Below are 20,198 nucleotides of genomic sequence, written 5' to 3' on the forward strand. Positions count from 1 at the left end.
ATATCCCCTGCCTCAACCGATAAGGATCTTGGTATCGGAAACGAACTTGAATACCGGAATCGCCATGTTCTCGGGCGCCGGGCCTTTGCGGATGCGGCCGGCGGTATCGTATTGCGAACCGTGGCACGGGCAGAACCAGCCGCCGAAATCGCCTTCCTGGCCGAGCGGGATGCAGCCCAGATGCGTGCAGACCTGAACCATCACCATCCAGGCTTCCTTGCCGGGTGTGGTGCGGTTGGCATCGGTCGCCGGCGCGTCGGACGGGAGGTTGGCGTTGCGGGCGATCGGATCCTTGAGATCGGAAAGGCTGACGGCTTCGCCGTCCTTCATTTCCTTTTCGGTGCGGTTGCGCACCACGACCGGCTTGCCGCGCCACTTGACGATCAGCGAACTGCCTGGCGTCAGCGAGGAGACATCGACTTCGACCGAGGCGAGCGCCAGCGTCGATGCATCGGGGCGCATCTGGTCGATGAACGGCCAGGCGACGGCACCGGCGCCGACCACGGCGGCCATGCCGGTGGCGATGTAAAGAAAATCTCGACGATTGGGATCGTGGATGTCGGTTGCGCTCACGGGTGCCTGATCCTTTCGCCTCTTCCGCGCCGGTGGCCGAGCCTTGTTCCCCGCTCGATCACGCCAACCCGACAGCGCATGGCGAACAGGCTAGCGAATTCCTCCGGCATTTGGACTTCGGTTTATGCGTGAAGCCCGTTTTTGTCCAGACGGGTCAAGGCACATGGGCAGATTGTCGCGGGGACAAAATCCCCTGTTGCGCGGCAAGACGGCGAATGGCCGCAAAAGGCGGCTAAACAGCCGGGAAACAACCGCAAATCCAGTGTCCTTGTGCACCTCGACACGGAATGTCGGTGTGATCTATCCTCCCCGGCATGGCGCACGTCATAGACCGCGAGGAATGGCCTGTTCGTTCCGACCGCTGGAAGGGCGAACTGCAATGCGGCGCCTACGGCTCCAACTCCTGCCTGATCTTCAACTACCTGCCCGATGTAGGCGGCGGCCCACGCCTGCACGTCCATCCCTATTCCGAGATCTTCATCATCCGCCAGGGCACCGGCCTGTTCACCGTCGGCGATCAGGAGATCGAGGCCTCGGCCGGCCAGATCCTGATCGTTCCGCCGCACACGCCGCACAAATTCACCAATCTCGGTCCGGGGCCGCTGGAAACGACCGACATCCACGAGAGCGGCACTTTCATCACCGAGTGGCTGGAGTGATGATGCCTTGCTTGTCGGTTTCCGGTTGCCGCCTAGATTCACTGGATGGGCGGTCGACACGGCCAGGACATGCAAACCTCGGATATCGAAATCGAAGGGCTGAGCATTGCCTTGCGCGAAGCGGGCCCGGCCGGAGCGCCGGCTTTCCTCCTGCTGCACGGATGGCCACAAAGCTCCTACGCGTTCGAACGGGTGATCGGCCGGCTGGCAACCGATTACCGGGTCGTCGCGCCCGATCTGCCCTGCATCGGCGGCTCGCAGGGCTTGCCCGGGGCTGGCGACAAAAGGACCCTGGCAAGGCTGATGAGAGGTGTGGCCGAGGCTTGCGGCCTGCGGCAACTCGTGGCCGCCGGCCATGATGTCGGCGGCCAGATCGTGTTTGCCTTACTGCGCGACCATCCCGAGATCCTCTGCGGCGCGGCGATCATGGATGTCGTCATTCCGGGCATTGCGCCGTGGGAGAAGGTCATTGGCAATCCGCGGATCTGGCATTTTGCATTCCATGCCGTCCCGGCGTTGCCGGAAACGCTGGTGAGCGGCCATCAGAGCGCCTATTTCGACTTCTTCTTCGATGCGCTTTCGAAGGACCGGGCCTCGATCCCGGATGATGCCCGGGAAATCTATGCAAAAGCCTATTCCCGGCCCGAAAGCCTTCAGGCCGGATTCGACTGGTATCGCGCCTTCCCCGAAGACGCCAAAGCCAATGCCGCACGGCCCGCGCAGCCGATCGCAATTCCGGTGCTGTATCTCAGGGGATCGGCGGAGCCCGGCGATATCGGCGACTATGTCGATGGCCTGCTCGCGGCCGGGCTTTCGAAAGTAGAGGGCGACATCATCCCCAACAGCGGACATTTCGTCGCCGATGAAAATCCCGACGGGCTCGCCACCCGCCTGGCGCGTTTCCACAGGGAGATCAGCGCGGCCAGCGCCGACCCTACATGGCGCCGAGCCTGACCAGCACGGTTTTCGGAATATCGTATTCGCGGATCACGGCGTCGTGCTTTCGAAGGCCGCACAGTTCGCGCTGGATGAAATAGGCGTGAACGGCCACCGCGGCCTCCCTGAGCAATCGGGGGCGCAACTGCTCGTCGGCATTGTCGCGCAACCTACCCAGCGTTTCTTCAACCCGCCGCCCGGCACGCCCGAGTGCCGCCGCCTTCTCGGCCAGGATTTCATGGCCGAGCGCGTCGAAGGCCACTTCGGCGGCCGAGGCGCCGGCAAGATGGGATGGCGGACGCAAGGACATTTCAGCTTCCCTTTCCGAACACCATGCGGTGGGTGACGAATTCTTCGGCCTCCACGCGCTCAAAGCCAAGCCGCTCATAGAAAGCGAAGGCTTCGCGCGGCGCCCTGGTGTTCAACATGGTGAAATACTGGCGGGCCCGGTCGATAACGGTCCCGACCAGCATGCGGCCAAGGCCGGCGCGGCGGTGACGTGCACTGACGAACAGATGCCGGACCCGGCCGTGGTCCCTGCCCTCGAAATAAGGATCGATGTTCAGCCCGCAGACACCGGCGAGCTCCGCGCCATGCCATGCTCCAAACAGCGCCTCGCCCCGTTTGAGGAATTTGTCGCGGCCGCTTGCCCAGCCATCCCCCAGGCGCACCAGCATCCAATAGCCTTCCAACCGGCTCTCTTCTTTCAGCCTGTCGAAGGCCGGCGTTGTCGGCCGCAGCCGCCTGACCCCATAGTCGATCATCGCCGATCCACCCATGCGCCTACTCCGCCGGCCGCGTCTCTTCCAGCACGCTTTCCTCATGATAGAGGAAGCCGCCGGACTGCCGCTTCCACAGCCGCGCGTAGAGCCCGTCCAGCGCCACCAGCTCGTCATGCGTGCCTTGCTCGATGATGCGGCCGCCGTCGAGCACCACGAGGCGATCGAGTGCCGCTATCGTCGACAGCCGGTGGGCGATGGCGATGACGGTCTTGTTCTCCATGAGCCTCGCCAGATTCTCCTGGATCGCCGCCTCGATGTCGGAATCGAGCGCCGAGGTCGCCTCGTCGAGGATCAGGATCGGTGCATCCTTGAGAAAGAGGCGGGCGATCGCCACGCGCTGGCGCTGGCCACCGGACAGTTTCACGCCGCGCTCGCCGACGAAGGCCTCGTAGCCGGCACGGTCCCTGTTGTCGCGCAGGCCCAGGATGAAGTCATGCGCCTCGGCCTTTTTTGCCGCCGCGATCACCTCGGCGTCGGTCGCGTCGGGCATGCCGAGCTTGATGTTGTCGCGCAGCGAACGATGGAACAGCGCGGTGTCCTGGCTGACGACGCCGATACTGGCGCGCAGCGAATTCTGGGTCACCGTGGAGATTTCCTGGCCATCGATTGTGATGGAGCCGTCCTCGAGATCGTACAGACGCAGGATCAGATTGGCGAGCGTCGTCTTGCCCGCACCCGATGGCCCGACCAGCCCGACCTTCTCGCCCGGACGCACGACAAGGTCGATGCCGTCCAGCACGCCAAACCCCTTGCCGTAATGGAACTCGACACCCTTCACATCAATGCGCCCGCCGGTCACGACCAGTTCCTTGGCATTGGGCGCATCGACCAGCCCGAGCGGCTGCGAGATCAGCGCTTTGGAATTCTCCAGCACGCCGAGATTACGCAGGATACTGTTCATCTGCATCATCAGGCGGCCGAGAAGCATGTTGAGCCGCAGCACCAGCGACAGCGTGAAAGCGACGGCGCCGACAGTGATCGACCCTTCGACCCAGAGATAGACGGCAAAGCAGCCGATCGCCGTGATCATGATGCCCGACAGCGTCGTCAGCGCCATGCGCACGCCGGTCAGCCGGCGAGTGAAGGGACGCAGCGCGTCGAGATAGATGTCGAAGCCGTTCCTGATGTAGTGGTTATCACCGTCGGCCGCGAACAGTTTCAGCGTCTGCACGTTCGAATAGGAATCGACGATGCGGCCATTGATCATCGAGCCCGCCTCGGCGGTAGCCTCGGCATGCTTGCGGATCGCCGGCAAATAAAGCCTGGCCAGAAAGCCGAACGCCGTGATCCAGACCACCACCAGCGCCGCCAGCCTGAGATCGAGGCCGGCGACCAGCGCCAGCGTCGTCGCCGTGTAGACCACCATGAACCAGACGACCTCGATGAAGCTTTCCATCAGGTCGCCCGTCGCCTGTCCCGCCTGCCAGACCTTGGTGGCGATGCGGCCGGCGAAATCATTCTGGAAGAAGGCGTAGGACTGGCGCGAGACGTGCCGGTGCGCCTGCCAGCGCACCAGATTGTAGAAGCCGGGCGTGATCGTCTGCTCGTCGACCAACGCCGACAGGCCGACGATCACGGTGCGGATGACCAGCACCACCGCGATCATGAACAGCAGCTCAGGGCCGGCGGCGGTCCACAGCGCATGCCAGCTGCGCTCGCGGGGGAGTTGGTCGAGAATATCTACCAACCGCCCGACGAAGTAGAACAGGCCAGCCTCGACCAGCGGCGCGATGCCGCCAATGACCAGCATGGCGAAGAAGGCGAACTTCGCCTGGCCGACATAGTGCCAGAGAAAACCGCCGACGCTGGACGGTGGCCGAAGATTCGCCGGCTCCCTGAATGGATAGACCCAGTTCTCGAACCACCGATAGACGGCTGTCATCATGCGGCGGCCATCATTCTGCGGCTTGCCCCTTTGCGCCAATATCGTTGGCAACACTATCGTTGGCAGCGTCGGTCGGGATGTCCTCGAGCAGGAACCCGCCCGACTGGCGCTGCCAGAGCTGTGCGTAGAGCCCACCCCTGGCGACGAGTTCCTCGTGCGAACCTTCCTCGATGACACGGCCCTGGTCCATCACAACGAGCCTGTCCATGGCGGCGATGGTCGACAACCGGTGCGCGATGGCGATGACGGTCTTGCCTTGCATGAGCTTATAGAGATTCTCCTGGATGGCTGCTTCAGCTTCGGAATCGAGCGCCGACGTCGCCTCGTCAAGGATAAGTATCGGGGCGTCCTTCAACATAACGCGAGCGATGGCGATGCGTTGCCGCTGGCCGCCCGACAATTTGACGCCACGGTCGCCGACATGGGCGTCGAATCCCTTGCGGCCATTGTGGTCCGAAAGCGCGCCGATGAAGTCCAGCGCCTCGGCCCGCCGCGATGCCTCCACAAGCATCTCGTCGGTGGCGTCGGGCCGGCCATAGAGAATGTTGTCGCGCACCGAGCGATGCAGCAGCGAGGTGTCCTGCGTGACCATGCCGATCTGGGCACGCAGCGAATCCTGCTTCACACCGGCGATCTCCTGGCCGTCGATCAGGATGCGGCCGGCTTCGAGGTCGTAGAAGCGCAGCAGAAGATTGACCAGCGTCGACTTGCCGGCGCCCGAGCGGCCGACAATGCCGACCTTCTCGCCCGGCTTCACGGCCAGCGACAGGTTTTCGATGACGCCTTTCTGCTTGCCATAGTGGAAGCGGATGTCCTCGAAGCGGATCTCGCCTTTGGAAACCGTGATCTCCTTCGCATCCGGCCTGTCCTCGACCAGGCGCGGCAGCGAGATCGAGGCGATGCCGTCCTGCACCGTGCCGATGTTCTCGAACAGACCCGACATTTCCCACATGATCCACTGCGACATGCCCCACATTCTGAGCACCAGGCCGATGACCACGGCGACCGCGCCGATCGTTACCGCCTGGCCAAGCCACAGCCACAGCGAGATGGCGGTAACCGAGAACAGGAGAAGCGCGTTCAGGATGTAGAGCGAGCCGAACAGCACCGTAACCAGCCGCATCGACCGATAGACCGTGTCGAGGAAGCCCATCATGCCTTCCCTGGCGAAGGCGGCCTCGCGGCGCGAATGGCTGAACAGCTTGACCGTCTGGATGTTGGTGTAGCTGTCGACGACGCGGCCGGTCATGGTCGAGCGCGCATTGGCCTGTTCCTCGCCGACCTTGCCCAGCCGCGGGATGAAGAAGCGCAGCAACAGGACATAGCCGACCAGCCAGACGCCAAGCGGCGCGGCCAGCCGCCAGTCGGCGGAACCGACGATGAACAGCATGCCGAGGAAATAGACGATAACGTAATTCAGGACGTCGATCACCTTGATGACGCATTCGCGCACGGCGAGTGCCGTCTGCATCAGCTTGGTGGCGATGCGGCCGGCGAATTCGTCCTGGTAGAAGCTCATCGATTGTTTGAGCAGGTAGCGATGCACCTGCCAGCGGATACGCATGGGATAGTTGCCCATCAGCGTCTGCTGGTTGAGCAGCGAATGCAGCCACACCGTGCCCGGAAGCGCGAACAGCACGATGAAGGCCATGCCGGCGAGCTTCCAGGCCTCTGTCTGCAGGAAGGTTTCGCGGTTCTGCCCCGACAGCCAGTCGACGATGCGGCCGAGGAAGCCGAACATCCACACTTCGGCGATGGCGATCGCCGTCACCAGCACCGCATCGGTCAGGATATAAGGCCATGCGCCGCGCGTATAATGCAGGCAGAAGGCGACCAGCGTCTTGGGCGGCTCGACCGGTTCCGCCGCGGGGAACGGATCGAGCCTTCTTTCAAACCAGCTAAACAACAACATAGGTCATGCCTGTGAATCTGTTTTCCGCTTAGGCGGCCTGGCGACGTACGAAGTCCCCGGACCGCATGGCGCCCGGGGCCGACGGTCCGGAATCATCCGGACCGTCGGCCCTGCTTCGCGCAATATAGGGACTCGCGGGCTTTTCGCCGACAGCATCGTTCGATGATGCCGCCGGCGTGGTGTCGACAATCCGGATCTTCGCGCCGGGCCGGATCAGCCGGATGATCCGGCGCACCAGAGACGGCCGGCTCGGATCGGGAACCGCACGCGAGAAATCGACATCCGGCAGCATGCCGCGATGCGGGCGGCGGCGGACTTCGGCATGAACCGCCGACGAATAGGTATCGCCGATCAGCAGCGCCCAGGTCGGCAGCCGGTGGATATGCAGGCTCCTCGAGCCCGGTATTCTGTAGGGATCGAACATCGGTCCGTCCTCCGTGTGAAAATAGAGATGAAAAGGCGAAGCAATATCGTCCGCCGGCATTCGGCCGGAGGCGCGGATTGCATCGGTCCGGACACGATGCCGAGCATCGGTCTGGACACGACTGGACAAGTCGGTCCGGACGTCTTCAGGTGGGGCGTTCAGCCCTTTTGACTTTTTGAAAAACATCGCAGGATTCCTTCGAGAGCCGAAAAAACGTTTCGGCGGGAATCGGTGCGATCAAGTCTTAGAGAGTCAGGAGAATTGTCGTACCGAAACCGCCAGCAGGCAGGTAAGCCCACGGGAGGGGCGCTGGATGTGCATGGTCATCATGAAATACCCCTCCATCGGTTCGGGTTGACAATGGTGCTGACATACCCGACTTCGCAGAAAATGGCCACCCGCAGGTCCAGGAATTTCCAAAACCGCCAGCCCGCTGTGGCCGATCTGCCACTTATTAGAAGGATGCGGAAATGAACTGTCGTCTCCGCATCGCGCTCTACCAGCCTGACATTGCCGGCAATACCGGGACAATCCTGCGCTTCGCCGCTTGCCTTGGACTTGGCGTCGACATCATCGAACCGGCCGGCTTTCCGCTCTCCGACAAGGCGCTCAAGCGCGCCGGCATGGACTACCTCGAAATGGCTGCCCTGACCCGGCATGTCGATTGGCAAGCCTTCGAGCACTGGCGGAGGGCCGAAGCGCGCCGGCTGGTGCTTCTGTCGACCAAGGCCACCATCGCCTATACCAGCTTCAGCTTCGCCGACGGCGACATATTGCTGTTCGGCCGCGAATCCGCGGGCGTGCCGGATCAAGTCCATCAGGCGGCGGACGCGCGGCTGATCATCCCCATGCAAGGCACCGCGCGCAGCATCAACGTCGCGCTTTCCGTCGCCATGGTGGCTGGCGAAGCCGTCCGGCAGCTCGGATAGGATCCGCTGCCCATCGACGACACCGCCCTTGCCGTCGCCGATGACAGCGGTTTCTCCAGTCATTCTCACCCAGGCGCACATCGCCTTCTCCTTATTTGCCCAATCGACATGTCTTCGCTACAAGCTCAACTTAACTTGAGGTCAAGCGGAAAGTGGGACATGGCACCTGTAACGGAATTGACGGTCGGCCAGGTGGCCAGGCGCAGCGGTGTCGCGGTGTCGGCGCTGCATTTCTATGAAGCGTGCGGGCTGATCCGCAGCCACCGCACGTCAGGCAACCAGCGCCGCTACGCCCGCGACGTGCTGCGGCGCGTGGCCATCATCAAGGTCGCGCAGGAGGTCGGCATCTCGCTGGCCGAGATCGGCGAGGCTCTGGCATCGCTGCCCGAGGGCCGCACGCCGACACGCGACGACTGGAACCTTCTGTCGACCGCATGGCGCGACGAGTTGGACCACAAGATCGCCCAGTTGAAGAAGCTGCGAGACGGACTGACCGACTGCATCGGCTGCGGCTGCATGTCGATAGACAAATGCCCGCTCAGGAACAAGGGCGACCGGCTGGCAAGGGAAGGCACCGGCGCGAGGCGGCTGTTGGTGGGGTCCTAATCCGCCGCCGGCAGCCGCCTGATGGTGAACTCGATCAGATCGCCCGGGCGCTCGAACCAGCTTTCGATCTCGGTCCAGTAGGCCTGTTTGGGGAAGCGCTCGAACCATTCTTTCGCCTTGAGGCGGGCATCGGAGCGCGGCAGGACGAAGGTCTCACGCAGGAAACCGTCACGCGGCATGCGCGCGCGTTCGGCCCGGCTTTGGTCGAGCCGTTTCTTCAGGCCATCCAGCGGCGGTCTTGCCGGGGTGCGCACGAAAAAACTCCTTGCACCGCAGCGCGTGCCCCCGAAACCGGAACCGCGTTTCGGAAGGGTCATGCGCGAAAACCAAGTCTTGCGGCGTTCCTTGCGCGTCCAAAGGACGCGCGGTGCCGCAATGACACTTGACCGTGTTCCCTAAGAGATTAGGGATCGCGCCCGGAAAAGACGAGTCTTTTGTGGACTCACCGCCCGCAACCGGAGACGGCACTTGGAACGACCCGAAATACCGGCTGGCCTGCCCGCCGACATCGAAGAGAAGAAGATGAAGGCACGCCTGTGGTTCGAGGCGCTGCGCGAACGCATCTGTGCCGCCTTCGAGCAGATCGAGCAGGATCTTCAGGGCCCGCTGGCTTCGTGGGCGCCGGGCCGTTTCGAAAAGACGCCTTGGGAACGCGACGCGGGCAAGGGTGGCGGCGGCACCATGTCGATGATGCACGGCCGCGTCTTCGAGAAGGTCGGCGTCCACACTTCGACGGTCCATGGCGAGTTCTCGCCCGAATTCAGGAAGCAGATGCCCGGCGCCGAGGAAGACCCGCGCTTCTGGGCCTCCGGCATCTCACTCATCGCGCACCCCTGGAATCCCAACGTGCCGGCCGTGCACATGAACACGCGCATGGTGGTCACCTCGAGCCAATGGTTCGGCGGCGGCGCCGACCTGACGCCGGTGCTCGACCGCCGCCGCACCCAGGACGATCCCGACACGGCAGCCTTTCACCGCGCCATGCAGTTCGCTTGCGAGAAGAACGCCGGCATTGCCGACTACCCGAAGTTCAAGACCTGGTGCGACGAGTACTTCTTCCTGCCGCACCGCAATGAGCCGCGCGGCACTGGCGGCATCTTCTTCGACTGGCTGCATTCAGCCGAGGACAAGGGCGGCTGGAATGCCGACTTCAACTTCGTGCAGGATGTCGGACGCTCCTTCCTGGTCGTCTACAGCCACCTCGTACGCGCCAACTTCAACGAGAACTGGACCGACGGCGACCGCGACGAACAACTCATTCGCCGTGGCCGCTATGTCGAATTCAACCTGCTTTACGATCGCGGCACCATTTTTGGCCTGAAGACCGGCGGCAATGTCGCATCGATCCTGTCCAGCCTGCCGCCGGAGGTCCGCTGGCCATAACAAAATGGTGAACGGCATGTAAGCCGCATTGCTGTCCCATTCCTGCGAAATGGGCGCGGAATGTGGCGCCTGGCGCTGCGGAAGATTTCTTTTTCGTCTAATAGGCGCTTGAAAAGACTGGCCTATCTGTCGGGCCGGGTCGGGAAGCGCCGGCGGCTCGCCTGAGCGCGATTCCAGGAAGAGCGGAAACGGTTTTCCGTTCGGAATTGCGTAAAACCGGGCCGCGACCCGACGCGACCGGAGCAGCGCTGCTCCGCCTTTTCCCCATTGACGGCAACCAACATCACCCCATCTGTGTTATGCTCACCCGCTCGATGATCCGGAGGTGCAACTCGGACGGGCCACGAGCCAAAAAAGGGTACTGGAGCCTGACCGGGTTCCACGGAGGAAAGGGAGAAATCCGATGAAGGAATTTCACTGCGGGTCGCTCGTTCCCGGCTGTGACTGGCACACCCGTGCCAACGAGGAAGCCGAAGTGATGCGCCGTGCCGTCGAACACATGCGCGAGACACATGGTGAGACGATCATCCGCGAGACGATGATCGAGGCGATCCGTTCGCGTATCCAGAAGGCTCGCGACGCGGCGTAGGTCTTGGCGCTTGGGTTCGTGGCAAGAGATAAGCGTCGGCGCTCAAGATTGGCTGTAAAGCAGATAGAACAGCGTTGGGCCACGGCGTCCGCGATGGGCGTTCGACGCGATCGCGAACGTCATGCCGCCAGACCTCGCAGGGCCAAAAAAGTTACATTCGCCTTAACTTAAGTAAACCCGGCGGTAACCGATCCGTGCCATTGTCGCACCGATAATCCGGCTACAGCGGGCTGCAAGAGAAGCCCGTCGCCATCAGGCACTGGTCCGGAATCGGTAGGCGAGGTGTTTCGCGCATGCGCGAAAAGTCCGGCAATCGAGAGAGTTTCCGCTCGGCGGCGCTCCTCCTGTGCGCGCTCCTTGAGGCGTCCCCGGCTATTGCCCAGGAAATGACGACATCGTTGGTCGACATCCATCAGGGCTCGCCACTCAGCGATCGCGCGAGGGGCCTGGGCAATGGCGGTTACGAACTGCAGAACGGAAACCGGGTATCGTTCAACCAATGGTACCGCGCAAGCTGGGTCGACATGCACGTGGACCTGCTGACCCAGGTCACCGAGGATACCGGCATCCTTTGGGGCTTTGGAACCGGAGAGGAGGGCGAGAAGTATCGGATCCAGCCCAGCCTGAAGCTTGGCTTCCTCACCCAGATGCACCCGAATCCGAACAGTACGCTTTCCCTGTCGCTCACCACCACCTTCGGCGGCAAGCTCACCGAAAAGTCCTGCGAAGCCGATTATGGCGACTTCGGTACCTACAGCGTCAATTGCCGCCTCGCTGCCAGCCAGATGGCACCTGAGGAAACGCTGAAATATCTGGTTAACGCTAAACCGGAGAGCCAGCATCTCTGGCTGAACTACCGTGTTAGTTTCTGATCGCCGAGGCCTTGGATCGAGAAAACCATCTCGCCCCGAAGTTCGCGATCGCCCGTCCCAGTTTCTTGTTTGACCGGAGTTGGAACATGTCAGGTAATCACTTGAAATTCGGTATCGCCCTCGCTTTCGCCATGCTGTCGGCGCCGATCGCGTCGGCACAGGAGGCTCCCGATGCGGACGAAATGGCCGCGCTGTGCCATGGCGGCCTATCCATATGCGTGAGCGCAACAATCCCGGCCGCGCGTACGCAAGCTGCCACACCAGGATGGATGAGCCCCGACGTCGGCGCCGCTTGGGCGGCAGGCTATAAGGGGCAGGGCGTCACCATCACCATCGTCGACGACTTCAGCAGTTCGTCGCGCTTCTCCGGTAACTTCGGCGTCGGGGTTCAAAACCAGCGGCACGGTGAATGGACCCGCGAGGAAGCCGGCATGATCGCGCCCTGGGCGAGCATCAGATCTAAAGACTTCTCCACAGGTTCGGCGGTCTCGCTAGCGCCCGGCCGTAACGTGCTAAACCTCAGCTACGGGATGTACACGACCGCGGGCTACAGCGTGAACCAGATCGGGTGGGCACCGGAAGAGGCTTCGATCATCTCTTATGCCAGCAGTGGATCGGCCATCATCTCGAAGGCGGCCGGCAACGACTCCGTCGCGGTCGGGGGTGTCACGAACGGCCAGCAGGACTATCTCAATCTCGCCCTGATCGGCAAGCAAACAGCAATCTTCGTCGGCGCGCTGTCGACGAATGGCACGACAACCAACAAGGCGCAGCTTGCCTGGTACTCGGACTACGCCGGCTCCAATCCGCTCGTGCAAAGCCACTTCCTTGTGGTTGGTGTCGATGGGAGCAAGACAGGCCTTTATGGCACCTCCTTCGCCGCGCCGATCATTTCAGGATATGCTGCGATAATAGGCAGCAAGTTCACCAATGCCACGCCGACCCAGATCACCAACGATCTGCTCAATACGGCTCGGACCGACACCCTGGTCAACTATAGGGCTTCCCTCTATGGCAAAGGCGAAGCGAGCCTGTCACGCGCCCTGGCTCCCGTGGCAATCAGGTAGATGGGCAATGCAGGTCTCCCAAAGTGGCCTTGGGAGAACGGCATGCATCGAGACAAGACCTGATCCAAAGCGCGGCGCGTGATCCGTTTCGACGCGACGCGCTTCAGGTTTCGAGTGCCTTTGCGGCGCGGTCAAGCAGCTCGCCGCGATCAAGCGCAAACCCCGCCTCGATCCATTCCGCCTCAAGGTTCTTGAGGATTTCGCCGAGCTTCGGCCCCGGCGTTGCGCCGAGCGCGGTCAGATCGGCGCCCTTCAGCGGAAACAGTGGTTTTTCCCATTTGAGCGCGAAGGCAAGCAGGCGCGAAAAACCGCCAGCTTCGAGCAGCGCGTCATTGTCCTCGGCGGCGCGCATCCGCACCGATGCAAGCGCCAGCCGCAGGCGATCGACAAACCCCTGCCGGTCGCCACGGTAGAGCCTTTTCGCCAGTTCGCCCTCGGTCGTCCTCGACGCGACGGCGGTGGCCACCGCCCAGTGGCGCAAACGGTCTGCTTCGCCAGTCGACAACCTGAGGCGCTCGGCGAGCGTCTTCATTCGCGCGGCGTCCGGCGGCACGATCGCCTCCAGCCGCAGCATCGGATCTGCCGCCCAGCCCAGATCCTTTTCGGCCTTGGTCAGTCCGTGGATCGCATCGATGCCCCATTTCTCGCTTTCCGGCAGTGCGGCGGTCAAGACGCTCGCCTGGCGCATCCAGAGCAACGCCCGCGAGGGATCAGGCGCCGACAACAGCTTCTTCAGTTCGGACCAGACGCGTTCGGCCGAAAGTTGCGCCAATCCGTCCTTCAGCCGGGCGCAGGCCTTCAGCCCCTCGGCGTCCGGCCGGCCTTCGCCATACCAGGCGAAGAAGCGGAAGAAGCGCAGGATGCGCAGATAATCCTCGCGGATGCGCGCCTCCGGGTCGCCGATGAAGCGCAGCCGGCGCGCCTCGATGTCGGCGACGCCGCCGACAAGGTCGACAACCGCCCCGTCAGCCTCGGCGTAGAGCGCGTTGATGGTGAAATCGCGCCGCTCGGCATCGAGCCTCCAGTCGCGGCCGAACGATACCCTGGCGCGACGGCCATCAGTTTCGATATCGGCGCGCAAAGTGGTGATTTCATAGGGCTTGCCGCCGGCGATCACCGTGATCGTGCCATGCTCGATGCCGGTCGGCACCGTCTTGAAGCCTTCCGCCTCGGCGCGGCGGACGGTTTCCTGCGGCAGGCAGGTGGTGGCGATGTCGATATCGGCGACCGCCTGGCCCATCAGCGCGTTGCGCACGGCGCCGCCGGCGACACGCGCCTCCTCACCGCCCTCGGCCAGCACGCCAAGCAGGCGCTGCAGATGCTTGTCGCCGAGCCAGTCGGCCCTGCCTGCAATCGATACACTCACGCATAGAGCCTTTCATAGAGCGTACGGATGATGCCGGCGGTGACGCCCCAGATGCGCCTGTCGCCATAGGGCATGTCGTAGAAGAACCATTCGAGATCGTTCCACATGCGGCTGTCGCGCTTGTGGTTCACCGGGTCCATCAGGAAACGCAACGGCACTTCGAAAGCGGCATCGACCTCGTCGGCGTTCAAGGTCAGTTCGAAGCCGGGTCGCACGATGCCCAGCACCGGCGCGATGCGGTAGCCGCTGCCGGCGACATAATCGGGCATGCGGCCAAGGATCTCGATGCGATCGCCGCCGAGGCCGATCTCCTCGAAGGTCTCGCGCAGCGCCGTTGCTTCCGGGCTGGCGTCGGTCGGGTCGATGGTGCCGCCGGGAAAGGCCACCTGCCCCGAATGGCTGCGCAGCTTCTCGGCCCGTTTGGTCAACAGAACCGTCGCCTCGCCGACATGATCGACCACCGGGATCAGCACCGCGGCATCGCGCAGCGCCTTGTTCTGGCTGAGGCGCGGGTGGCCGGGATTGAAGCGGTGATCGCCATAGTCGTCGTCGGCATGCGCTTGCGGCTGCGCGGCGAAGCGCGTGCGAAAATCCGCCGATGAAAACGGCGCCGGTGCCATCTGGTCCATCACGCGCTCAGCTGTTTCAATTGGTCGGCCGGCATGATCGCGAACACCGCTCCCTTGGAGCGCACGGCGAACATCGTCCTGCCGTCGATCTCGATCTCCTCGCCATGGCTGACCAGCTCGTACATGACAGGCCGCGCCACCAGCGCCTCCAGCCTGCCGCGCACCAGCACATAGGGCTTCAGGCCTCCGGTCTCGTCCTCGTCGACGAAACGCAGCGGCCGCTCCGGTCCGGCCTCGACCACGTCGCCGACATTGGTCCGGAAGGTGATGATCTGTTCCTCGCCGCGGCCCGAAACATCCATCTCGACGGCGATGAAGGGCGCATCGGCGACGCGGATGCCGACCTTTTCCACCGGCGTGACCAGATAGGTCCTGCCGTCGGCATCCTTGCGCAGCACCGAGGAAAAAAGCTGGACCAGCGGCATGCGGCCGATCGGCGTTCCCAGATAGAACCAGGTACCGTCAGCCTTGATCTCCATATCGAGATCACCGCAAAAGTCGGGATTCCAGCGCTCGACCGGCGCCGCGCCCTTATCGGCGCGCGCCGCACGCGCGATCAGCGCCTCGAGGCCCCGCGCCTCGGTGGCACCGGTAAGGCTTTGTTCGCGATGTGGCGAGTGTTCCGTCATGGTCACGAAATAGTCACTGTTGTTCCGCTTGTCAGCCTAAGTCAGTGATTTAAATTCGAACATAGGCGCTACGCGAGGCCGAATCGCGGCTATCTATGGTATGGTGCGGGCCGGTATTTCCAAGCCAAAGGGATCGATGCGGCATGAGCGTGATGGTCAAGGAAAGCCCGATCAACGAAAAGGACATGGTCGCCGAGGCCGAGAAGGCGCTCGCCGACATTTCCAGGATCCGCGACGGGGTCGGCCGGGTGATCTTCGGTCAGGAGAACGTCGTCGAGCGTACACTGGTGGCGCTGCTGGCCGGCGGCCATGCGCTTCTGGTCGGCGTGCCGGGCCTTGCCAAGACCAAGCTGGTCGAGACGCTGGGCGTCGTGCTCGGCCTCGATTCGCGCCGCATCCAGTTCACGCCCGACCTGATGCCGTCCGATATCCTCGGCTCCGAGGTCATGGAGCAGGACGAGACCGGCAAGCGATCCTTCCGCTTCATCTCCGGGCCGATCTTTGCCCAGCTTCTGATGGCCGATGAGATCAACCGCGCCTCGCCGCGCACCCAGTCGGCGCTGCTGCAGGCGATGCAGGAGTACCACGTCACCATTGCCGGCATCCGCCATGATCTGCCCTCGCCCTTCCATGTGCTGGCGACGCAGAACCCGCTGGAGCAGGAAGGCACTTATCCGCTGCCCGAAGCCCAACTCGACCGCTTCCTCATGCAAGTCGACATTCTCTATCCCGAAATCGAGGCCGAGCGCCGCATCCTGCTGGAAACCACCGGCGTCGAGGACGCCAAGGCGGCCAATGTATTGCAGCCCGCCCGGCTGAAGGAGATCCAGACGCTGATCCGCCGCATGCCGGTGCCCGAAAGCGTTGTCGAGGCGATCCTCACCCTTGTGCGCTCGGCACGTCCGGGCCAGGGCAATGCCGAGACCGACAAGCATGTCGCCTGGGGGCCGGGACCGCGCGCCAGCCAGGCGCTGATGCTGTGCACGCGCGCCCGCGCGCTCTACGACGGGCGGCTGGCGCCTTCGGTTGACGATGTGCGTGCGCTGGCGGAGCCGGTGCTGCAGCACCGCATGGCGCTGACCTTCGCCGCCCGCGCCGAGGGCACCAGCGTGCGCGACGTGGTGGCGAAGCTGGCCAAGGGTATCTAATGGCGCGCATCGGCGAGGTCCAGGCTCCGGCAGCGACGCGCGACGCGCTCGCCCGCGGCCGGTTGCGGGCTTCGCTTGTGCCGGACCTGCTGGTCGAGGCGCGCCGCATCGTCAACACCGTGATCGCCGGCTGGCATGGCCGCCGCAAACGCGGCATCGGCGAGAATTTCTGGCAGTTCCGGCCTTATGTCGAGGGTGACGCCTCGCGCATCGACTGGCGCCGCTCGGCCCGCGACGACCACACCTACGTGCGCGACCGCGAATGGGAAGCCGCCCATACGGTCTGGCTGTGGGCCGATCCCTCGCCCTCCATGCTCTACAAGTCGACGGGCGCCAGCGTCTCCAAGCAATCGCGCGCGCTGGTACTGGCGCTGGCCATGGCGGAACTGTTGTCGCGCAGCGGCGAACGCATCGCCTGGCCTGGCCTGACCGATCCGTTCACCGCGCGCAACGGCGCCGAGCGCATCGCCGCGCAGTTGATGCATGCCGGCGACTTGCCGGCAAAACCCGACCTGTCCGACATCAGGCGCTTCTGCGATATCGTCATCGTCAGCGATTTCCTCGATCCCGTCGAGGAAACCATGGCCTGGCTCGACGTCCTCGCCCGCCACGGCGTGCGCGCGCATCTGATCGAGGTCGCCGATCCGGCCGAGGAAACCTTCCCTTATGCCGGGCGCACGGAGTTCACCGATCCGGAGACCGGCGACAAGCTGACCGCAGGACGCGCCGAGATGCTGGGCGATGAATACCGCCTGCTCTACACCGCCCGCCGCCAGGAGCTGGCCGGCTGGTGCAAACGGCTCGGCTGGAGCTTCACCGTCAACCACACCGACCGGCTGGCTTCCGACGCCCTGGTGCGCCTGCACATGGCAATGACCGCCGACGGCTCTTATGCCGGGCTGACCGGCAGTCAGCCTGGGCTGACCTCTGGTCGTGCCGGGCCGACCTCCGGTCAGCCTGGAAAGGCCGTCGCATGAGCTGGCTGCCACTCTCCTTTGGTGCTCCCATGGTGCTGTGGGGCCTGCTGGCGCTGCCGGTGATCTGGTGGCTGCTCAGGCTGACGCCGCCCAAGCCGCAGGTCGAGGTCTTTCCGCCGCTGAAGATCCTGGCGCGCGTGCTGAAGCGCGAGGAGACGCCGCAGCAGAGCCCTTGGTGGTTGACGCTGCTCAGACTCCTTATGGCCGCCCTTGTCGTGGCGGCATTGGCCGAACCGGTCTTCAATCCGCGCGAGAAATTGCCGGCCGAGGGTGCCGCGCTTGCGCTGGTCGTCGACAATGACTGGGCCAGTGCCGCCGACTGGAGCAAGCGCGTCGCCACCGCCGAACGGCTGATCGCCGATGCCGGCTCCAACGGCGTGCCGGTCATCCTCGCCTTCACCGCCGAAAAGCCCAATGCGGAGATCGGCCCCTTCGATGCCGCCGCCGCGCTGAACCGGCTGCGTGCCGCCAAGCCTCGGCCGATCCCGACCGACCGGCCCGCTGTCTATGCCCGCGTCGCCGGCGTGCTGGAGACCTTGCCCGGCGCCAGCGTCGCCGTGCTCGCCGACGGCCTGGCGGCAAAGGGCGACGAGGCCGCCTTCAACACGCTCTTGTCGAAAAATGCCGCCCGCGTCGTCTGGGCCACCGCGGACCGGCTTTCCTTGACCGGCCTGACCGCGGCCGACAATCAGGTCGACGGCTTTGCGCTGACCGCCATCCGCGCGCCGGGCGATCCGGCGCCGGCGCAGGTCACCGCCGGCGCTTTCGACGACAAGGGGCGCCGCATCGCCGATGCGACGCTGACCTTCGCGCCCGGCGAAGCCACCGCCACGGGCACCATGACGGTACCGTTCGAGCTGCGCAACGACTTCGCCTCGATCGCGCTCGACGGCGAGCGCCACGCCGGTGCGGTGCGCGTACTGGATGAAAGCTCCAAGCGCCGCCGCGTCGGGCTGCTGTCGCAAGCCGAAGCCGACCAGGCGCAGCCGCTCCTGTCGCCGCTCTACTACATCAGGCGCGCGCTGCAGCCTTTCGCCGATCTGGTCGAACCCTCCAGCGCCGATCTCGCCGACGCCATCCCGCAGATACTCGACCAGAAGCCGGCGATGATCGTCATGGCCGATATTGGCACCATTCCGGCGCAGGTCCGCCAAAGGCTGGTCGACTGGGTCGATAATGGCGGCACGCTGGTGCGTTTCGCCGGCTCGCGGCTGGCGGCCGCCGGCAATGACGACGACCTGCTGCCGGTCCGCCTGCGCACCGGCGAGCGCTCGCTCGGCGGCGCGCTGTCGTGGACCTCGCCACAGCCGGTTACCGAATTTCCGAAGGCCGGCCCCTTCGCCGACCTGGCGCCGCCCACCGAGGTCACGGTGAGCAGGCAGGTGCTGGCCGAGCCGACACCCGACATCGTCGAGCGCACCTGGGCGGCCCTTGCCGATGGCACGCCGCTGGTCACCGGCCTGAAGAAGGGCAAGGGCACGGTGGTGCTGTTCCACGTCACGCCCGAGGCGACCTGGTCCAACCTGCCGATCTCCGGCAGCTTCGTCGAGATGCTGCGCCGCATCGTGCAGCTGTCGCGCAACCAGGGTGCGGCGATCGCCAATGCCGAAGCCGCCGCCACGTCGCTGGCGCCCTACCGCATGATCGCGGCCGATGGCTCGCTGGTGCCGCCGACGCCGGATGCGCGGCCCCTGGTGCCAGGCGCCGGCGCACTGCGGGTGACTTTCGAGAATCCACCCGGGCTCTATGGCTCGGAGACCGGCGTCTTCGCTCACAACCTGCTTGATGCCGCGAGCACGTTCGAGCCGCTGGCGCGCCCGCAAATTACCGTGCCGGTCACCACGATCCAGTATGCCTTCGATGAATCGCGCAACCTGAAGGGTGGGCTGGTCGCGGCAGCCCTGGTGCTGATGCTGCTCGACACGCTGGCGGTGTTGTGGATGGGCGGCCTGTTTTCGCGCCGGCCGCGCCGTGCCGGCGCGGCCACAACCACCGCGGCGATCCTGATTGCGCTTGGCGCGCTGTTCGGCCATGCCGATCTCGTCCGCGCCGACGATGCCAAGCCGGGCGACGAGGCCGCGATCGCGGCGATCTCGAAGACCCGCATCGCCTATGTGCTGACCGGCGTGCCGGGCGACGATTCGATCAGCCGCGCCGGGCTCGAGGGCCTGACCCGCTTCCTGATCGAGAAGACCGCCCTGGAACCGGGCGCGCCGGCCGGCGTCGACATATCGAGGGACGAACTGTCCTTCTATCCTCTGATCTACTGGCCGATCAATCCGGCGGCGCCCATGCCGAGCCAGGCCGCGATCGCCCGCATCGATGCCTATATGCAGCAGGGCGGTACGGTGCTGTTCGACACGCGCGACCAGTTCGCCAACGGCATCGGCGCCGATTCCACCAGCCCGGCGACGGAACGGCTGCGCGACATCCTCGGCAACCTCAACGTGCCGCCGCTGGAGCCGGTGCCCTCGGATCACGTGCTGACTAAATCCTTCTTCATCCTGCCGGAATTTCCCGGCCGTTTCGCTGGCAGCCCGCTCTGGGTCGAGGCATCGCTTGACGCCAGCAATGCCGACAACCGGCCGGTGCGCACTGGCGACGGCGTTTCGCCGATCATGATCACCGCCAATGATTTCGCCGGCGCCTGGGCGGTCGACGAGAATGACGACCCTCTGCTGCCGACCGTGCCGGCCGACCCGATGCAGCGCATGTATGCGTTGCGCGCCGGGGTCAATATCATGATGTACATGCTGACCGGAAACTACAAATCCGACCAGGTGCATGTGCCGATACTGCTCGAACGGCTGGGGCAGTAGGATGAGGTTCTTT

Annotated in this window: 21 protein-coding genes; 11 read left to right on the plus strand and 10 right to left on the minus strand. The window is 64.3% G+C overall.

All coding sequences use genetic code 11. The annotated features are described in order from the left end of the window. Positions 1–12: 12 nt before the first annotated feature. Complete coding sequence (gene petA, locus FJ958_RS22255) at positions 13–573, minus strand: ubiquinol-cytochrome c reductase iron-sulfur subunit (RefSeq protein ID WP_140745479.1); 561 nt, start codon at positions 571–573, stop codon at positions 13–15. Positions 574–887: 314 nt separating this feature from the next. On the opposite strand from petA, the gene FJ958_RS22260 reads away from it, so the two are divergent. Together FJ958_RS22260 and FJ958_RS22265 are read left to right on the plus strand one after the other, a co-directional pair. Then, the gene (locus FJ958_RS22260) at positions 888–1,232 is read left to right on the plus strand and encodes a cupin domain-containing protein (RefSeq protein WP_140745480.1); all 345 of its coding nucleotides are present in this window, start codon (positions 888–890) and stop codon (positions 1,230–1,232) included. Between the two features lie 69 nt (positions 1,233–1,301). Continuing rightward, positions 1,302–2,186, plus strand: a complete 885-nt coding sequence (locus FJ958_RS22265) for an alpha/beta hydrolase (protein ID WP_140745482.1) — start codon at positions 1,302–1,304, stop codon at positions 2,184–2,186. Here FJ958_RS22265 and FJ958_RS22270 read toward each other — a convergent pair. From FJ958_RS22270 to FJ958_RS22290, 5 genes are read right to left on the minus strand one after another with little or no spacing between them, the layout of a single operon-like run. Beyond that, positions 2,167–2,478 (minus strand): DUF6665 family protein, encoded by a 312-nt coding sequence (locus FJ958_RS22270; protein WP_140745484.1) that lies wholly within the window; start codon positions 2,476–2,478, stop codon positions 2,167–2,169. The two genes, FJ958_RS22265 and FJ958_RS22270, sit on opposite strands and share 20 nt — an antisense overlap. Before the next feature lies 1 nt (position 2,479). Further along, on the minus strand, positions 2,480–2,947 hold the full coding sequence (locus tag FJ958_RS22275) for a GNAT family N-acetyltransferase (protein ID WP_140745486.1): 468 nt from the start codon (positions 2,945–2,947) through the stop codon (positions 2,480–2,482). A gap of 4 nt (positions 2,948–2,951) precedes the next feature. Next, positions 2,952–4,835: an ABC transporter ATP-binding protein gene (locus FJ958_RS22280; RefSeq protein WP_140745488.1), complete on the minus strand. Its 1,884-nt coding sequence runs from the start codon at positions 4,833–4,835 to the stop codon at positions 2,952–2,954. 10 nt (positions 4,836–4,845) lie between these two features. Then, complete coding sequence (locus FJ958_RS22285) at positions 4,846–6,747, minus strand: ABC transporter ATP-binding protein (RefSeq protein WP_140745490.1); 1,902 nt, start codon at positions 6,745–6,747, stop codon at positions 4,846–4,848. A 28-nt stretch (positions 6,748–6,775) separates the two neighbouring features. After that, positions 6,776–7,171 carry a hypothetical protein gene (locus tag FJ958_RS22290; protein WP_140745492.1) on the minus strand — a complete coding sequence of 132 codons (396 nt, stop codon included), beginning with the start codon at positions 7,169–7,171 and terminating at the stop codon, positions 6,776–6,778. A gap of 470 nt (positions 7,172–7,641) precedes the next feature. Between FJ958_RS22290 and FJ958_RS22295 the strand changes: the two genes are divergently transcribed. Further along, the gene (locus tag FJ958_RS22295) at positions 7,642–8,100 is read left to right on the plus strand and encodes a tRNA (cytidine(34)-2'-O)-methyltransferase (protein WP_140745494.1); all 459 of its coding nucleotides are present in this window, start codon (positions 7,642–7,644) and stop codon (positions 8,098–8,100) included. 159 nt (positions 8,101–8,259) lie between these two features. Further along, positions 8,260–8,706, plus strand: a complete 447-nt coding sequence (gene soxR, locus FJ958_RS22300; protein ID WP_140745496.1) for a redox-sensitive transcriptional activator SoxR — start codon at positions 8,260–8,262, stop codon at positions 8,704–8,706. Here soxR and FJ958_RS22305 read toward each other — a convergent pair. Continuing rightward, positions 8,703–8,960, minus strand: a complete 258-nt coding sequence (locus FJ958_RS22305; RefSeq protein WP_023770299.1) for a hypothetical protein — start codon at positions 8,958–8,960, stop codon at positions 8,703–8,705. The genes soxR and FJ958_RS22305 overlap by 4 nt on opposite strands. Before the next feature lie 214 nt (positions 8,961–9,174). Here FJ958_RS22305 and hemF point away from each other — a divergent pair, with 214 nt between their 5' ends. From hemF to FJ958_RS22325, 4 genes are all read left to right on the plus strand, one after another. Beyond that, positions 9,175–10,089, plus strand: coding sequence for an oxygen-dependent coproporphyrinogen oxidase (gene hemF / locus FJ958_RS22310; RefSeq protein WP_140745498.1), 915 nt, complete (start codon positions 9,175–9,177; stop codon positions 10,087–10,089). A gap of 403 nt (positions 10,090–10,492) precedes the next feature. After that, the gene (locus FJ958_RS22315; RefSeq protein WP_140745500.1) at positions 10,493–10,678 is read left to right on the plus strand and encodes a DUF1059 domain-containing protein; all 186 of its coding nucleotides are present in this window, start codon (positions 10,493–10,495) and stop codon (positions 10,676–10,678) included. A gap of 293 nt (positions 10,679–10,971) precedes the next feature. Further along, complete coding sequence (locus tag FJ958_RS22320; RefSeq protein WP_140745502.1) at positions 10,972–11,550, plus strand: hypothetical protein; 579 nt, start codon at positions 10,972–10,974, stop codon at positions 11,548–11,550. An 86-nt stretch (positions 11,551–11,636) separates the two neighbouring features. Then, positions 11,637–12,617: a S8 family serine peptidase gene (locus FJ958_RS22325; RefSeq protein WP_140745503.1), complete on the plus strand. Its 981-nt coding sequence runs from the start codon at positions 11,637–11,639 to the stop codon at positions 12,615–12,617. A gap of 103 nt (positions 12,618–12,720) precedes the next feature. On the opposite strand, the gene FJ958_RS22330 is transcribed toward FJ958_RS22325, so the two are convergent. Genes FJ958_RS22330 through FJ958_RS22340 form a run of 3 tightly spaced genes read right to left on the minus strand, consistent with a single transcriptional unit; the run spans position 12,721 to position 15,241 of the window. Further along, positions 12,721–13,983, minus strand: a complete 1,263-nt coding sequence (locus FJ958_RS22330; protein ID WP_140745505.1) for a CCA tRNA nucleotidyltransferase — start codon at positions 13,981–13,983, stop codon at positions 12,721–12,723. Then, positions 13,980–14,612, minus strand: a complete 633-nt coding sequence (locus tag FJ958_RS22335) for a CoA pyrophosphatase (protein ID WP_140745507.1) — start codon at positions 14,610–14,612, stop codon at positions 13,980–13,982. The genes FJ958_RS22330 and FJ958_RS22335 overlap by 4 nt, the downstream gene beginning before the upstream one ends. Next, positions 14,612–15,241 (minus strand): DUF1285 domain-containing protein, encoded by a 630-nt coding sequence (locus FJ958_RS22340; protein WP_140745542.1) that lies wholly within the window; start codon positions 15,239–15,241, stop codon positions 14,612–14,614. The genes FJ958_RS22335 and FJ958_RS22340 overlap by 1 nt, the downstream gene beginning before the upstream one ends. Positions 15,242–15,384: 143 nt before the next feature. Here FJ958_RS22340 and FJ958_RS22345 point away from each other — a divergent pair, with 143 nt between their 5' ends. The 3 genes from FJ958_RS22345 to FJ958_RS22355 are packed head-to-tail and all read left to right on the plus strand — an operon-like array spanning position 15,385 to position 20,185. Next, on the plus strand, positions 15,385–16,389 hold the full coding sequence (locus FJ958_RS22345; protein ID WP_140745509.1) for a MoxR family ATPase: 1,005 nt from the start codon (positions 15,385–15,387) through the stop codon (positions 16,387–16,389). Beyond that, complete coding sequence (locus FJ958_RS22350; RefSeq protein WP_140745511.1) at positions 16,389–17,366, plus strand: DUF58 domain-containing protein; 978 nt, start codon at positions 16,389–16,391, stop codon at positions 17,364–17,366. The genes FJ958_RS22345 and FJ958_RS22350 overlap by 1 nt, the downstream gene beginning before the upstream one ends. Beyond that, positions 17,363–20,185, plus strand: coding sequence for a DUF4159 domain-containing protein (locus FJ958_RS22355; RefSeq protein ID WP_140745513.1), 2,823 nt, complete (start codon positions 17,363–17,365; stop codon positions 20,183–20,185). Before FJ958_RS22350 ends, FJ958_RS22355 begins: the two co-directional genes overlap by 4 nt. Positions 20,186–20,198 lie beyond the last annotated feature (13 nt).

This window comes from Mesorhizobium sp. B2-3-5, from assembly GCF_006442395.1.
Lineage (GTDB): Bacteria > Pseudomonadota > Alphaproteobacteria > Rhizobiales > Rhizobiaceae > Mesorhizobium.

Excerpts from the sequence above, each read along its gene's own strand:
- FJ958_RS22285 (WP_140745490.1), bottom strand. The coding sequence starts at position 6,747 with ATGTTGTTGTTTAGCTGGTTTGAAAGAAGGCTCGATCCGTTCCCCGCG.
- FJ958_RS22275 (WP_140745486.1), bottom strand. The coding sequence starts at position 2,947 with ATGGGTGGATCGGCGATGATCGACTATGGGGTCAGGCGGCTGCGGCCG.
- FJ958_RS22260 (WP_140745480.1), top strand. The coding sequence starts at position 888 with ATGGCGCACGTCATAGACCGCGAGGAATGGCCTGTTCGTTCCGACCGC.
- FJ958_RS22295 (WP_140745494.1), top strand. The coding sequence starts at position 7,642 with ATGAACTGTCGTCTCCGCATCGCGCTCTACCAGCCTGACATTGCCGGC.
- FJ958_RS22350 (WP_140745511.1), top strand. The coding sequence starts at position 16,389 with ATGGCGCGCATCGGCGAGGTCCAGGCTCCGGCAGCGACGCGCGACGCG.
- FJ958_RS22290 (WP_140745492.1), bottom strand. The coding sequence starts at position 7,171 with ATGTTCGATCCCTACAGAATACCGGGCTCGAGGAGCCTGCATATCCAC.
- FJ958_RS22325 (WP_140745503.1), top strand. The coding sequence starts at position 11,637 with ATGTCAGGTAATCACTTGAAATTCGGTATCGCCCTCGCTTTCGCCATG.
- FJ958_RS22265 (WP_140745482.1), top strand. The coding sequence starts at position 1,302 with ATGCAAACCTCGGATATCGAAATCGAAGGGCTGAGCATTGCCTTGCGC.
- FJ958_RS22280 (WP_140745488.1), bottom strand. The coding sequence starts at position 4,835 with ATGATGACAGCCGTCTATCGGTGGTTCGAGAACTGGGTCTATCCATTC.
- FJ958_RS22270 (WP_140745484.1), bottom strand. The coding sequence starts at position 2,478 with ATGTCCTTGCGTCCGCCATCCCATCTTGCCGGCGCCTCGGCCGCCGAA.
- FJ958_RS22320 (WP_140745502.1), top strand. The coding sequence starts at position 10,972 with ATGCGCGAAAAGTCCGGCAATCGAGAGAGTTTCCGCTCGGCGGCGCTC.
- soxR (WP_140745496.1), top strand. The coding sequence starts at position 8,260 with ATGGCACCTGTAACGGAATTGACGGTCGGCCAGGTGGCCAGGCGCAGC.
- FJ958_RS22315 (WP_140745500.1), top strand. The coding sequence starts at position 10,493 with ATGAAGGAATTTCACTGCGGGTCGCTCGTTCCCGGCTGTGACTGGCAC.
- FJ958_RS22355 (WP_140745513.1), top strand. The coding sequence starts at position 17,363 with ATGAGCTGGCTGCCACTCTCCTTTGGTGCTCCCATGGTGCTGTGGGGC.
- FJ958_RS22335 (WP_140745507.1), bottom strand. The coding sequence starts at position 14,612 with ATGGACCAGATGGCACCGGCGCCGTTTTCATCGGCGGATTTTCGCACG.
- FJ958_RS22345 (WP_140745509.1), top strand. The coding sequence starts at position 15,385 with ATGAGCGTGATGGTCAAGGAAAGCCCGATCAACGAAAAGGACATGGTC.
- FJ958_RS22340 (WP_140745542.1), bottom strand. The coding sequence starts at position 15,241 with ATGACGGAACACTCGCCACATCGCGAACAAAGCCTTACCGGTGCCACC.